At 25.5% G+C, this 14,980-nt stretch carries 18 protein-coding genes; 12 read left to right on the top strand and 6 right to left on the bottom strand.

Going from position 1 to position 14,980, the window contains the following annotated elements; translation table 4 throughout:
• The first annotated feature begins 17 nt into the window (after nt 1–17).
• The 7 genes from ACD762_RS04515 (at nt 18) to ACD762_RS04485 (ending at nt 5,138) form a co-directional block, all read left to right on the top strand.
• Nucleotides 18–1,031 (top strand): YdcF family protein, encoded by a 1,014-nt coding sequence (locus tag ACD762_RS04515; RefSeq protein WP_423364656.1) that lies wholly within the window; start codon nt 18–20, stop codon nt 1,029–1,031.
• A 17-nt stretch (nt 1,032–1,048) separates the two neighbouring features.
• Complete coding sequence (locus ACD762_RS04510) at nt 1,049–1,660, top strand: helix-turn-helix domain-containing protein (protein ID WP_423364655.1); 612 nt, start codon at nt 1,049–1,051, stop codon at nt 1,658–1,660.
• 65 nt (nt 1,661–1,725) lie between these two features.
• Nucleotides 1,726–2,166: a hypothetical protein gene (locus ACD762_RS04505; protein WP_423364654.1), complete on the top strand. Its 441-nt coding sequence runs from the start codon at nt 1,726–1,728 to the stop codon at nt 2,164–2,166.
• 152 nt (nt 2,167–2,318) lie between these two features.
• Complete coding sequence (locus ACD762_RS04500; protein WP_423364653.1) at nt 2,319–3,035, top strand: hypothetical protein; 717 nt, start codon at nt 2,319–2,321, stop codon at nt 3,033–3,035.
• A gap of 175 nt (nt 3,036–3,210) precedes the next feature.
• Nucleotides 3,211–3,882 (top strand): hypothetical protein, encoded by a 672-nt coding sequence (locus ACD762_RS04495; protein WP_423364652.1) that lies wholly within the window; start codon nt 3,211–3,213, stop codon nt 3,880–3,882.
• A gap of 162 nt (nt 3,883–4,044) precedes the next feature.
• Entirely contained in the window at nt 4,045–4,869 is an 825-nt protein-coding gene (locus tag ACD762_RS04490; protein ID WP_423364651.1) for a hypothetical protein, read from the top strand.
• A 95-nt stretch (nt 4,870–4,964) separates the two neighbouring features.
• The gene (locus tag ACD762_RS04485; protein WP_423364650.1) at nt 4,965–5,138 is read left to right on the top strand and encodes a hypothetical protein; all 174 of its coding nucleotides are present in this window, start codon (nt 4,965–4,967) and stop codon (nt 5,136–5,138) included.
• 34 nt (nt 5,139–5,172) lie between these two features.
• Here the strand turns inward: ACD762_RS04485 and ACD762_RS04480 are convergent, their stop codons facing one another.
• Complete coding sequence (locus ACD762_RS04480) at nt 5,173–6,171, bottom strand: hypothetical protein (protein WP_423364649.1); 999 nt, start codon at nt 6,169–6,171, stop codon at nt 5,173–5,175.
• Nucleotides 6,149–7,102, bottom strand: coding sequence for an ATPase, T2SS/T4P/T4SS family (locus tag ACD762_RS04475; protein WP_423364648.1), 954 nt, complete (start codon nt 7,100–7,102; stop codon nt 6,149–6,151). Before ACD762_RS04475 ends, ACD762_RS04480 begins: the two co-directional genes overlap by 23 nt.
• 358 nt (nt 7,103–7,460) lie before the next feature.
• Between ACD762_RS04475 and ACD762_RS04470 the strand changes: the two genes are divergently transcribed.
• The 5 genes from ACD762_RS04470 to ACD762_RS04450 all read left to right on the top strand — a co-directional run bounded on the left by ACD762_RS04470 (nt 7,461) and on the right by ACD762_RS04450 (nt 10,969).
• Nucleotides 7,461–8,030 carry a hypothetical protein gene (locus ACD762_RS04470; protein ID WP_423364647.1) on the top strand — a complete coding sequence of 190 codons (570 nt, stop codon included), beginning with the start codon at nt 7,461–7,463 and terminating at the stop codon, nt 8,028–8,030.
• 77 nt (nt 8,031–8,107) lie between these two features.
• On the top strand, nt 8,108–8,497 hold the full coding sequence (locus tag ACD762_RS04465; RefSeq protein ID WP_423364646.1) for a hypothetical protein: 390 nt from the start codon (nt 8,108–8,110) through the stop codon (nt 8,495–8,497).
• A gap of 14 nt (nt 8,498–8,511) precedes the next feature.
• Nucleotides 8,512–8,736: a hypothetical protein gene (locus tag ACD762_RS04460; RefSeq protein ID WP_423364645.1), complete on the top strand. Its 225-nt coding sequence runs from the start codon at nt 8,512–8,514 to the stop codon at nt 8,734–8,736.
• 65 nt (nt 8,737–8,801) lie between these two features.
• A complete protein-coding gene (locus ACD762_RS04455) occupies nt 8,802–9,968 on the top strand; it encodes a M20 metallopeptidase family protein (RefSeq protein WP_423364644.1) in 1,167 nt (388 codons plus the stop codon).
• A gap of 65 nt (nt 9,969–10,033) precedes the next feature.
• Entirely contained in the window at nt 10,034–10,969 is a 936-nt protein-coding gene (locus ACD762_RS04450) for a YwqG family protein (protein ID WP_423364643.1), read from the top strand.
• Nucleotides 10,970–11,029: 60 nt separating this feature from the next.
• On the opposite strand, the gene sufB is transcribed toward ACD762_RS04450, so the two are convergent.
• The 4 genes from sufB to ACD762_RS04430 are packed head-to-tail and all read right to left on the bottom strand — an operon-like array spanning nt 11,030 to nt 14,979.
• Nucleotides 11,030–12,430 (bottom strand): Fe-S cluster assembly protein SufB, encoded by a 1,401-nt coding sequence (sufB, locus tag ACD762_RS04445; RefSeq protein ID WP_423364642.1) that lies wholly within the window; start codon nt 12,428–12,430, stop codon nt 11,030–11,032.
• Nucleotides 12,420–12,878: a Fe-S cluster assembly sulfur transfer protein SufU gene (sufU, locus tag ACD762_RS04440; RefSeq protein ID WP_423364641.1), complete on the bottom strand. Its 459-nt coding sequence runs from the start codon at nt 12,876–12,878 to the stop codon at nt 12,420–12,422. The genes sufB and sufU overlap by 11 nt, the downstream gene beginning before the upstream one ends.
• On the bottom strand, nt 12,866–14,110 hold the full coding sequence (locus ACD762_RS04435) for an aminotransferase class V-fold PLP-dependent enzyme (RefSeq protein WP_423364640.1): 1,245 nt from the start codon (nt 14,108–14,110) through the stop codon (nt 12,866–12,868). The genes sufU and ACD762_RS04435 overlap by 13 nt, the downstream gene beginning before the upstream one ends.
• Nucleotides 14,110–14,979 carry a SufD family Fe-S cluster assembly protein gene (locus tag ACD762_RS04430; protein ID WP_423364639.1) on the bottom strand — a complete coding sequence of 290 codons (870 nt, stop codon included), beginning with the start codon at nt 14,977–14,979 and terminating at the stop codon, nt 14,110–14,112. The genes ACD762_RS04435 and ACD762_RS04430 overlap by 1 nt, the downstream gene beginning before the upstream one ends.
• Between the last annotated feature and the right edge of the window lies 1 nt (nt 14,980).

Raw genomic sequence — 14,980 nt, 5'->3', positions numbered from 1 at the left:
GACATGGAGGTTGATTTATGAATTACACATTTCTAGCAATTATTTTTTTAACAATAGTATTTGATTATTTTTATTTTAAAAAATGTCGAAGAAGTATGCTATCTGGTGTTATGTTAATACTAAGTATAATAATAATACTAACTTCAATTATATATATAGGATTTAGTAATGAGCTTTATTCAGTTTATTTACCAGCATTAATATTTTTAGGTATTTTTATAATATCTTTTCCCTTTTTAATACTTTCCTATTTAATCACCCTATTCTATTCATTTATTGAGCTAATAAAAAAAGAAGGTCGAAGCTTTTCACACTCACTATCGTTAGTAGTCGCCTTTATGCTTTTAGCAAATATTATTATAATACCTCAATTAAATACAGTATTAAAAAACAAATTCTTTCTTATTTTATCTAATCTAATAACCGCATATATTTCATATTTTTTCTTTATGCTATTTATATTCTTTGTTTCATCATTAATTAACATATATTATCCTAGGAAAAAAGAATATAAGTATATCATTGTTTTAGGTAGTGGTTTAATCAAAGATAAAATTACTCCTTTATTAAAGTCTAGAATTGAATTAGGTATATCTGAATATAAGAGAATCATTAATAATGGATATTCAACAAAAATTATTGTTTCTGGTGGTAAAGGATTTGATGAACAAATACCTGAAGCTGAAGCTATGGCTAAGTATATTATTGGCCAACATATCCCAGAAAATGATATTATTATAGAAAATAAATCAAAAAATACTTATGAAAATTTATTATTCTCAAGTAAACTTATGAGTAGTTCTAAAGATTCTAACCTTATAGTTACTAATAAATTCCATCTATTTAGAGCTTTAATACTAAGTAGAAAGTTACATCTTAACAGTGATGGAGCTGGTTCTAAAACTAAACTATATTTCTCAATTAATGCTTTAATTAGAGAGTTTATAGGTGTTATGTATCTAAATAAATATTTTCATTTGATTTTTGTTTTTTTAATAACTATTATGGTTATTATTCAAAATATATTATAATCAGGGAGGAATAAAAGATGTGGGTCATTGATGATTTAAGAAAAAGATTACGTGAAAATAGATTATCGCATAACTCAAACGAAAAGCAAGTTTCTGATGGTAGTAATATAAAGTTAGACCGTTATCTTGATATTGCAGATGGATTAGTTATGCCAACTTATGATGAGTTAACTAGAATAGCTAAATACTTTAATGTTAGTGTAGAATACTTAATGTTTGAAGATGAAAATAGCATAGAGCTAGAAGTAATTGCAAATGCTGGTGATTCATTTTTATTGAATAAAAATATATTAGCTAAAAAAAGAATAGACAAAAATCTTTTGGATGGTCAAAAGCCAGAAAACTTTTTCTTATTTAAGATAAACGATGAATTAATGGAACCTGGATTTAAACTTAATGATTATGCATTACTAGAAAAATGTCGTAACATCCCAGGAGAATCTACAGGACTAATAATTGATACAAATAATAAAGTAGCAATTAGAAATTTAATAGAGACTGATGAAATGATTATCTCATTCGCTACAAGTAGTGAATACTCAAATATGACTTACTTTTATAATAAAGATGAGCTTAAACATTATGGTAAAGCTTTTAAGATGATTACCTTAAAAAATATCGATCATTAATTAATGTAGTAACTTATTAACTAAGATTTAGAAAAGAGCATTAAATATGGAAAAGAGGATTAAATATGGAAAAGCAAGAACTACTAATAAATTTAAATGATTTAGAATTCAAAAAAATCATAGCCATAGCTAAAATAAAAAATCTAAATATTGAAGAGACAGTTATATCTTTAATCAATGACTTTGATTTGAATGAAATCTTAAATTCAGAATTGAACATTTATATGAATAAGCTATACATTTCTACAGGAATTTTATATCCTACTATGTATACAATTAAAAATGTACAAGATTTAATAAAATATATTGTAACAATCCCTACTATTAAAAATGATGAAAAACTAAACTATTTAAAAAATATAGAAGAAGTCAAATCAGAAAAAGAAGCCAAGAAATTATTAGATCAATTAATAATAGATTATACTCCAACAACTACAGTACACATTAGTGCCTCACAGCATCGAAAATTAGAGTTAGAACAAGATGATCTAAATAAATATCTATAATTTTCTTATTAATATAAATTTAACCTTATAATAAGTCTACACTTAAAAAATAAATTCAAAAATAACATTGTATTAATTTTGTAAACATTGTATTATATACTTAGGGCATATTATATTTACATATAATATATTTTGTTTTAAGGAGAAACGCTATGATACATTGGAAAAAAACCTATGACTATATTAATCTAATTATTGTTTTAATTTTAACTATTCTCTTAGTAATATGTATTATTGGGATTAGCAAAAATAAAGATAATACTAGCTCAATTATTATTTCTAATACAAAAATCACTAAAGAAGATATCGAATTTGATAAAATGCAAAATGATGATAAAACTATAGAAATTAAAAATGAAGATAATGTTGATGATGCACAAAAAGAATCTAATACTTCTGAAGAAATAAAAGAAAGCAATACTACTATTGCAAAAGAAAAAGATAAAGTAAAAAATTCTGAAGAAGATATAAAATCTAATAATGAGCAGACAAAAGATAATACTGTTACAAACAAGCAGACTAAAGATAATACTAAAGAGACTTTAACTAATGACTCAATTAATAATGTTGAAAATGCAATTAACGATAATAATTACAGTGCAGTAGTTAATTTAAGTGAAAATGAAAATAAAATTATAGTTGCTTTAGACTTTAATAATATCACAGATGAAATTGCTTTAAAGAATGATATTAGCACCTTAACCAAAGCAGATATATTTAATCTAACTAAGAAAAATATTTTGGAATTAAGTAGTGATGTCAGTAACAATAATGTTGATGAATGTGGCATTATTTTTAATGTAGTAGCAGACTCTGAAACTGTGTTTAGTGTTTGCAATGGAAATATTATCTATGATGCAATTGAATAATGTTAAAAACTGTTTGATATTAATCAATCAGTTTTTTATATAGGCCATTATTAGCTTATTATTAGTGAAATTGATAAAAAAAGCTATAATTTATGATAAAAATATACTAAATTATTAAAATTATTGCTAAAGTTTGTTATAATATAATTTATCTTAAAGGAATGGAGTGATGTAAATGAATTTGATTATATTAACAGTAATTTTATATGCAATACTATTAATTGCATTTACATTAATTCCTACTTCTTGGCTAACAATATCTATTTTTGCTATTTTAAGTATTTTACTTTACACTATTTTATCCAACTATGCTGAGAAAAAAAGAAATGATGAAGCTATCTATTTAAAAAACAATCAACAATTACTTGATCAAAATAAATTTGATGAATCAATGTTTGCTACCTATCAAATAAAAAGTACTAATAACTTCCAAGTAGATATTAATAATGTTGTGAAACATAATAGACCAGTTGATAAAAAGCCATTCAACGGATTATCATCTGAAGACATGAAAAAAAATTTATATTATCAAAGAATTAGACTTTATGAATTTAATCAGTCTTTATATATCACTGACTTAATGCTTAAGTACAATGGATCAGGCGTTTTTCAAACTTCTCAGTTATCCATTTATGGATTGTCTAAATTTGGCTATTTAAAAATGGGCTATTTAAATAAAGAAGATAGTGAAGAAATAATGAAAAACTATAATAAAATAATCTTTTTTGGAGTAAAGTTTAAGTATGGTAAATATAAATATATCAAACCTAATGAATTAAATCAATTAACAGCCTACTCTGATTACCACCCATATGAACTATCTTTACAAGTTGTTTATAAAGATTAATAGTATAAGACATACTAGTAGAAATTACTTTTATGTCTTTTTTTTACACATATTTAGTTCAAATATAGAATAATATATATATGCATTGTAATATTGTTAAGAAATTGTTATAATTTAATGTATATAATTTAAAAATGAGTAAAAATGAGGTTAGGTGGCAAAATGAAAAATAAATTAATAGTTCTTCTATTAATTTCATTGATGCTTTGTGGATGTGGAAATAAGCTAGTCGATTCACAAATAAATTGGGATAGTGTCATGTCAACGCAAAAGCAAGTATGCTTTGATTATTTGAAATCATTAGATAATATGGGAATTACTGATGAAGAATATAATAGAGTATGTCAAGAATTTATAGAAGCAAAAGATATTGTTTACAACAACAATAAAGAAAATATTCAATATATTGAAAATATTACTAATGAGTTATTAGATGAAGTATCTTTAATGAGTGAAAATAACCCTAAAATTAGTGATATACTAAATGAATTATCATTAACAATAATTAAACAAGCTAATGTAGTGAGCCCAAATTATCAATATTCATCTGATTTAAAATCAATTAATAATGCGTTTGTAGATGCCTTAATGAAAGAATTAGTAGATACAGAGGATATTGTAATTAAATTAGCTAACATTGATAGGTATGCACCTAGTTTTTATATAGTTAATTTTTATGTAAACGACACTGGCAAAGGTACCTTTGTAATCGATGATGATAACAATGTATTGTCACTTGAAATGAGTGCTTTCTCTGAAATAAATAGATCAGTGCGAGTAGATTTAGTATATGCAAGCGCCCTTTCAATTATTGCATTAAATGGCTTTGATAATGACAATATAGATATTGAAAAATATTTTGATGAAATAATTGATAAAATGGAAAATAACAATGGTAAAGAAATAGTAACACTTGATAATTTAGAAATTGAAATCACTTCAAATTCACTAAATATTTCATATAAAGATAATACAATTTCTATTTAAAACACAAGTATAAAAAGTAAATCATTTTACTTAGTCAATAACATTTTATATAATATATTTAGTTACAAAGATTATATAAACAGGAGGTATTTATTATGGCAGCACAAGAAATTTTAGATAATATTTTTGATGAAATGGATATTAAAACTCAATCATTAGAAGATACTATGAAGAAATATTTTAATGAAGTTGGTACACCAACAACTGAAGATAAGTTAGTTTTAATGCAAATTTACATCGATAAATTAAGAGATGAATTAATTAAATAATAACACTAAAGTAGCGATTAATAATCGCTACTTTTTAAATTTCAAAATTCAATGCTGGTATCATTATTAAGATATATAATAAGATTACTATGACAGAGCATAATAAAATAATTAATGGTACAAATATACTAATAGATCTTTTTAAATTTTGTTGATACTTTTCTGTTTTAAATTGAATAAACTGTTTAGATAATGAATTTAACTTATCTGAATCATTGCTCATGTACATTATATTTTTATAGTCATTAGTTATAAAAATACAATCTTTTATAATAACATTTAATTCTAGACCTTTTTCTAAATCTAATAAGATGTTATTAATGATTATTTTTGACAATACATTACTGTTGTATTCTTTACATTGATATAATACATTTTCACTTAAATCATCATGCACTAGCATTTCATTTAGCATTGTGGCAATATTATATGTAAATAATGATGCTTGAATTTTTAAAGTAAACATATTACTTTTTATAATTTTTAATAATAAGTTTGGATTTTTGTATTTTAAAAAAATATAATTAATAACTACAACAATACAAGTTATAATTATTGCTAGTGATATTATTGGTATTGTTTCAATTACATTTATTAAAAAGCTGTATTCTTCAAATGCTTTTGGATTTATTATGCTTATTTTTGGAAGAATACCTTGAATAATAAATTGTATTGTTATTAAAGTAGATATGATTAATATTAATGGATAAATTAAACTTGAAACTATTTCTTTTTTTATCTTTTTCATATATTCTTCATAGTCTAAAGCAATTACTATTGCATTATCTAATGTATGATACTTAGAAAGAAATATTATTTTACTAATTAGTTTTTCATCTATCTTGAAGGCTAATAAAACAACTTTAAAGTTACTTTCTATTTCTAATTCTAGTTTTATTTTATTTAATAACTTATCATCAATAATTTCTAAAGACTTTAATATTATTAAACACTCTATGATGTTTGGATCATTTTCATATAAACTTGCTAACAGCCTTAATTTTTGATTTTTACTTACCTTTATATAAATCACCCCTTTTGATATAATGAGAAATTTGATCTTGTATACTTGCGATATTTACAATTTCATTATTTAAAATCTTTTCTATTTCATTTGCTTCTATTTTTTCTAAGACAATGGTTGGATTATTATTTTTGGTATAAAAAATTTGTTGATATAATATTAAATTAAGAACTGCATATATTTCATCTGCTGGTATTTCTAAAGACTTAATTTTACTAATTACATGCTTGCTATTTATTGCATGCATTGTTGAAATTACTAAATGTCCTGATAAAGCTGCATGTACTACATTTTTAAGTTCATCCTGATTTCTTATTTCACCATATACTATTACATCAGGATCATGTCTAAGTATTTGCATTAAAGCAATTGAGCTACTTATCTTCTTTTTTGACAAATCAATTTGTGTTATACCATCAATATTTCTTTCTATTGGATTTTCAACAGTAACTACTCTTTTAGATTTTTTTAACTCTTCAATTAAGCTATATAAAGTAGTTGTTTTACCACTACCAGTTTTCCCACATATTAATATCAAACCACTATCCATGTAGATAATCTTTTTAATATTATCTGAATTATTTTTAAGAAAGCATAGCTTATTTATTAGTATTTTTTTATGATTGTTAATTACTCTAATTACAATACTTCTTTGCATGTTATTAGAGATTAAACTAATGCGTAGATTAATAATTCTATTTTCATATTCATAGTGAATCATACCAGTATTCAAATTATAATTATTTAAAACATCTAAATTAGCTTTATAAACTATATAATTAATTATATTTCCTTTTGTATTTTCAAGACTTGTACCCTTCTTGATACTGCCATACTGTCTAAATAATATATCAGTATTATTTGAATTTTCTTCAAAATGTATATCACTGCTATTTGTTTTAATTGCTGTTGTAATAATTAAATTAAAAATCTTATTCATGTCTTTATCACCTACCTATATTAGGCTAGAACTAACATTATTCCTAATAACTTTAAAATAATTAAAGTTTTTAAAAAAAATAAAACATCTCTCAATTATATGTTTATATTTCAATCTTATTATTGATTAACGCTTCTTTTTTCTATAGTCTAATAATCAATTTTTACTTTTCAGTTATAATTATTCTATAATTTATTCTTTTGTATTCTAAATATCATGTATAACAATTAATAATATACTTACTGCAAGTAAGAATACCCTAGTTTAAACCATTTTAAAGAAAAAATGTTCAAAAAAAGAACAAATTTTGTTTTAATTCAAAAAAGAAAAGGTTATAATTATACTAGAGGTGATATTTATGGAATACATAGTTGCTTTTATAGTTAGTTTGATTACTAGTATCATACTTTTTAAAATTATCTATAAAATAAATACAAGAAATAACAAGAATCAAATAGGAATTATTCTAACATATCTTTATTTAATAATTTTAGTTCCTGTTTTACTATATTATTCTTCAGCAGCTATTATATATGTTTTAATATCAAACTTGCATGCAATGATACCAGGTTACTTTATAACTACTCTTTTTTTAGCTGCATTAGTTATGTTAGTAATTGTTACATTTGCCTACAAGTATATTAGAGAACATCATCTAATGTTTGTTGGAAATATTAAGAATTTAAAATATATTGATTATCGATTTTTATTTATATTGATGATTGTTGTGATTGTTTCTAATGTTTTAATTAATACATTATCAATGTTAATTACTTACAATAGACAACCTCTTGATTATACTGTTTATTATATTTTATATGTAATATTTTATACCTATTATGGAATATATTTAAGCTATAGCTTAGCTAAATATATTCAACGACACAAATATAATAATAATAAGTACATTCATAACTTAAAAAAATAAATGTATCGCATAAATAAACTATACAGACTTTTTTTTTGATATAATAATATTAATATATATGGAAATGAGGTATAAATATGAATGCTAAAAGTTCAATGGTTAATTTACTAGGTAAATTAAATAGAGTTGATAAATCATACCAAGATTATTTAATTGTCATTAATACTGCAAGTGGTATTTATAAAGCTGAGTTTGCTTATTTTTTTGATGATGTTATTGCAGATATTAGATACAACAACAATAAGGAATTTGATGTTGATGTATCTTTAGTTGAAAAAGTATTTAAGCATGCAGACTCTGTAGAAGTAAACGATATCTTTGAAAATAATTATAATCAAGATGTTGTTATTCTTCAAAATGTAGAACATACAAGTGGTTTAGATTATGTTGCATTTCATAGACAATTGTTAATGTTCATTGATCAAATAATTACAATTACTTTAGAGAAAAAAACAATTATTGCTTAAATTAAGGAGAATATATGACAAAAATAGTTATTATTTTAAATGCTGGAGCTGATCATAATATGATTACTCTAGATGGAAACAGTATTATTAATGGAATTTCAATAAAAGACTTCACAGCAAATGATTTAAGTGTTATTTTAAATAATAAATTTATTACTATTATTAAAGATGATGATTATTCAGTTCTTAAAAATCATATTGTAAATACAAGTAGTATTGTTAGAATTTCTTATTACTAAAGGATTATTATATATAATCTTTTTTTATTATAATTTAAAATTCATTATTACAAAAGGAGTAGATTATGGATTATAAACATTTATCTAAACAAGTAGAAGAATATGTAAAAGATTTAAGAAGAAAAATTCACCAGTATCCAGAACTTGGTTCTCATGAATTTAAAACACAAGAATTGATTATTAAATGCCTAGAAGATTTAAATATTGAATATACTAAAATTAATAATACTAGTGTCATTGCTAATATATATGGATTAGTTGATAATTCTAAAATATTTGCTTTAAGAGCTGATATGGATGCACTACCGATGCAAGAAGAGTCAAATTATGAGTATAAGTCATTAGTAGATAATGTTGCTCATACTTGTGGACATGATGTTCATACATCAATGTTGTTAGGTGCTGCGAAAATATTAAGTGAAAATACTGATCAATTTGATGGATGTATTAGACTTATCTTTCAAGAATCCGAAGAAGTTGGTGCTGAAACTGCAAAATATGCTAAACAAGCAATGGAAAATGTTGATGCTATTTTTGCATTACATGTGACATCTTCACTTGAGGTTGGAGAAGTTGATTGTTCTTCAGGTCCTAGGTTTGCTGGTGCAGATGTAATTCATATAAAATGGATTGGAGAAAGTGGACATAGTTCTGAGCCTTTTAAAGCAAGAGATTCATTATTTGCTGCTGCAACATTTGTAACACAAGCTGACTCAATTATTTCAAAGTTTATTAATCCAAATGAAAGTGCTGTTTTATCATGTGGACATTTCAACAGTGGTGATGTTCCTAATATCATTCCTAAATATGCTCAAACAGATTTTACATTTAGATATTTTAATTATGATGTTCAAAAAGTAGTATTTCAAAAAATAAATGAATATGCTCAATCAGTTGCAAGTATGTATAATGTAGAAGCAAATGTTGATATACGAGTTGAATTATCACCTGTTATTAATGATGCTGAAATTGCTAACTTTGCTACTAAGACATTTTCAGATATTTATGATATTTCTAAAGTCAAAAGCTTACCTGCTTTAAATGGGGCAGAAGATTTTTCTGAGTATCTTTTATATACTAAAGGAGCTATTGGTTGGCTGGGTGTAAGAAATGAAGATATCGATGCTATATATCCTGTTCATCATGAAAAATTTAAAATTGATGAAGAATCTATGGTAATTGGACTTAGCTGGCTTTGTGCTGTTGCAGTAGAATTCTTAAATAAAAAATAAAGCAAGTAAACTTATTATAAACAATTTATTTGATATAATATACGTAATATTAAGGGGGCATTGACATGGATGAAGATTATTTAGAAATCTTAAATATTATAAAAAACCAATTTGATAAAAATATTTCAGAGAAAATATGTAGTACTAAACTTGAAACAATTGTTTTAGAATCAAGTCACTCTTTTAACTTAAAGGTAAAAGATAGTAAAATTGGTGGTCATGGTTATTTGCCTAGAGATTATGATTATCCATCGACGGATGATGGAACGCCACTTCACTTTTTAATGCAGATAAACTTAGCGGACTTGCCTAAAAATTCACTGTTACCTAATACTGGAATTTTAGGATTTTACTGTGGATTTGAACCTAACTTTGAAAAAGAAGGAACTAATATTCAATGCTATACTGAGCTATTAGATGAAAATGATCCAAATAGTGCCTATACTTTATGTGTTGATAATCCAGATTATTATTTAGGCTTTTCTGTAAATAATCCACTATCTAGAAAAGGCTACAAAGTTATTTATATTGAAGATATATCTCAACCTCATTATAATATTGAAGATATAAAAAATTTATTTGAAGATGATTATATTGAAGAAAGTCCTATTAAAGGTGAAGTTGGTTTGAAATTTTCTATTGAAAATAGATTTTTGGTTTCTCAAGGAATTGATTTTGAAAAAGAATTCAAGGTAAAGTTTAGTGAATTAAATGATGTTGAAAAAGATAATTTTGACAGCATACTAGATTATTATTTAGATTCTGCTAGTACTATTGGTGGCTATCCAATAAATATAAAAAAAGATTTGAGATATAATTTACCTGAAAAGTATCATAATTACAAACTACTTCTATCACTAGATTCTAACTTTAATGAACCAGACATTAGTAAATTTTCAATGATGTGGGGCGATATGGGAATTGGGAAATTTTATATTGATCAAAGTGATTTAGATAATTTAGATTTTAGTAAAACTTGGTTTTATTGGGAGTCTAACTAATATATTTAATGTTTAAAGAACAAAAAAGTGTAACAAATGTTACACTTTTTTTATATTTATTTAACCAATAGAACCTTCCATTTCAAGCTTAATTAACTGATTAAGCTCTACAGCATATTCCATTGGTAATTCTTTAGTAAATGGCTCTATGAAGCCCATAACAATCATTTCAGTAGCTTGTGCTTCTGTTAGACCCCTACTTTGTAAATAAAATAGTTGGTCTTCACTTACTTTAGAAACAGTTGCTTCATGTTCAATACTAGACATATTATTTTTAACAATGTTAACTGGAACAGTATCACTTGTAGAAATACCATCTAATATTAAAGTATCACATTCAACTTTACTCTTTGCATTTAAAGCATTTTTACCATGCATTACTAGTCCACGATAGTTTACTTTACCACCGCCACGAGCAATAGATTTAGATATTATATTGCTTGATGTATTAGGAGCTAAGTGTATCATTTTTGAGCCAGCATCTAGATACATATCCTTTGATGCAACAGCAATTGATACAGTAATTCCTTTTGCATATTCTCCAGCTAAAACACATGCTGGATATTTCATAGTTATGCTTGAACCAATGTTTCCATCAATCCATTCCATAGTACCATGAGCATGAACATAAGCTCTTTTAGTTACTAAATTTAAGATATTATTTGACCAGTTTTGAACTGTCGAATAACGACATTTTCCACCATCTAAAATAATTATTTCAACTACAGCTGCATGTAATGAATCGTTTGAATGAACTGGTGCAGTACATCCTTCTACATAGTGTACATCGGCACCTTCATCAACAATTATTAATGTTCTTTCAAATTGACCCATTTGCTCTGAGTTTATTCTAAAATAAGATTGAAGAGGTTTATCTAATTTGACACCTTTTGGTACATAGATAAATGAACCTCCTGACCAAACAGCTCCATTTAATGCTGAAAATTTATTATCACTATATGGTACAACTGTATCAAAATATTTTTTAAATAATTCAGGGTGTTCTCTTAAAGCACTATCTGTATCTAAGAATATTACTCCTTTTTCTTCTACTTCCTCTAACATGTTGTGATAAACTACTTCGGATTCATACTGTGTCGATATACCACCTAAATGTTCTTTTTCAGCGTCTAACAAACCTAGTTTGTCGAAAGTATTTTTTATAGTTGCATCTACATTATCCCAATCTTCTTCTTGTTTTTCTTGAGGTTTAATGTAATATGTATAATCATCATAATTTAATCTGCTTAGATCTGCACCCCATGTTGGTGTTTTAGCATTGATAAAATAGTTGTATGCTTTTAATCTAAACTCTAACATCCATTCAGGTTCATTTTTTTTAGCAGATATCTTTCTGACAATATCTTCAGTAAGTCCTTTACCAGTATCATACACACTTACATTTTCATCATAGAAACCATATGCATAATCTTCGCTTACTGGAAAATTTTTATTTGCCATTATTTTTTTCTCCTCTATATAAGTTAATTATTTCTTCTAAAGCATCATAACCTATTGTAGCGCATTTTATTCTATTAGCTTGTTTACCAACATTTTTGAAAGCTATTGCTTCTTCTACTAAATCAGCATCATATGGTTTTTCAAAAACCATATTTTTATAATTTTTTATTATTTCTAATGCTTCATCTATTGTTTTGTTGATAACTTGTTCTGTTAAGATTGAAGTTGAAGCAGTTGATATTGTACAAGCTTCTCCATCAAATCTAACATCAGCAATGATATCTTTATCAAATTTTACTTGCATTGTAATATCATCTATACAAGAATCACTGTTTTTTCTTAAACTATAATAGTTATCATCATCTTTAACTAATGATTTATTACGAGGGTTATCATAGTGATCCATGATAATTTGTCTAAGGATCATTGGATCATTTAAAGTAGCCAATCTAATGCATCCCCTTTCGTAATTTCAATTAATGCATCAACAAAACGATCCATATCTTCAATTGAGTTATAATAGTATAAACTTGCTCTTACACTTCCTTTTACATGTAGAACTTCTGTTAATAATTTAGCACAGTGTTCACCAGTTCTTACTGCAATACCACGTGTAGCTAAAGCACTACCAATGTCTTGAGATGCTGGACCTTCATATCCTTTTACATTAAATGATATTGGACCAGTTGCTACATTAGGATTGTATATTACAATATTATCTACTTCTTCTTGCATTCTTTTTATTGCATGTGCTCTTATTTTAGCAACATGATCATGTGTGTTTTCAACACCTAAATCTAATAAAAATTGTATTGCAGCACCCATTCCTAGTGTCGCTTCAATTGCTGGAGTTCCCGCTTCAAATTTATAAGGAGCTTCTTTTAATTGATAATTAAAATCGCAATGAATTTCATTGTTCATTCCTCCACCTAATATATATGCAGGTAAAGCATTTAATAAATCATATTTACCATATAAAACACCAATTCCTGTTGGTCCACCTAACTTATGTCCAGAAAAGACCATAAAGTCTATATCTAAATCTTGAACATCAACTTTCATATGAGGAACAGATTGAGCACCATCTACTACTACAATTGAACCATTCTCATGAGCTAATTTAGTTATTTCTTTCATGTCAATTGGTTGACCAATAACATTAGATACATGCGCTAAGGCAACTATTTTAACTTTGTCATGTAAGGCTTTTTTAAATCCTTCTACTTGTAGGTAATGATTTTCATCTAATGGTACATATTCAATTTCAATACCAATTTCTTCTTTTAGTCTAAACCAAGGTAGAACATTTGCAGCATGTTCAAATTCACTCATTAAAACAACATCACCTTTTTTAAGTTGGTGTTTAAGTCCTTCTGCTACAATATTTAATCCATGAGTAGCTCCATAAGTAAAAGCAATTTCTTTACTTTCTTTAGAGTTAATTAAAGTTTTTACAATTTCTCGAACATTTTCATATTCGCTATCTGTTTTGTGTGATAATGCATAATCACCACGATGAATATTGGTAGAATAGTTACTGTAATACTCAACTACTTTATCAATTACTCTTTGCGGTTTAAGAGCAGTAGCTCCACTATCTAAATAAACTAAATCATGTCCATCCATTTTAATTCCATTAAGCATTGGGAATTGGGCACGTACTTCTTTAATATCAAACATTATAAACCCACCTTTTCTTCTATTAATTTCTCAAGTTGTTTTTTTAAACTATCATCACTAATCTTAGTTAATATTGGTTTTAAATAACCATAAGTAATTAACTTAGACGCATGTTCACTATCAAGTCCACGAGATTGTAAATAAAATAATTGTTCTTCATCCATTTGACCAACTGCAGCAGCATGTGATGCTTCAACATCAGCTTCATCAATTATTAAAAAGGGATTAGCTTGTGCTTCAACATTTGGATCAAATGTAATAATTTTACTTGCTTGGTGGGCTATAGATTGCTTAGCACCATTTTTTATATATCCAGTACCATTAAAAATTAATTTTGCTTCATTTTTAACAACACCAAAATTATTTAGTTCTCCATAAGTTTCTCTAGCATTATTATTTATTGTAACATTATAAACTTTTTCTTGATTAAGTCTAGAAATTGCTGCAATGTTGTGTAATGCTTTTGAATTAACACCATTCAAATTGATTTCTATATCAAATTTTGATGATGTATCTGAAAACTGACCATTTGAAATTTCTAATACAGCATAATCACTAAGCACTGCTTTAAAAGCATAGTCAACGCTTGCATTAGAATCAATAGTAGTTAAAAACTCATTTACATTACTGTAAGTATTCAAAAGATATTCAATATTAATCTTTTCATCTTTTCCTTCAGTAAAGTTTAATACTTTAGTAATGTTTACTTTAGTATCTTTTGCAAATACTAATGTAATAATTTTACTAGGATTAGTAATTTCCATTTCTAATTGTCCAGATTTTTCTACATTAACAATAATTTTTTCTGAATCTTTAAATTCTAAGTTAGTAGATACTTTATCTTGATTAACCTTTAAAAAGTATTTCATA

Origin of the sequence: Mycoplasma sp. P36-A1 (assembly GCF_049478495.1) — a bacterium.
Taxonomy (GTDB): domain Bacteria; phylum Bacillota_I; class Bacilli_A; order JAJDGJ01; family JAJDGJ01; genus P36-A1.
This window is presented reverse-complemented; position numbering and strand designations above follow the sequence as displayed.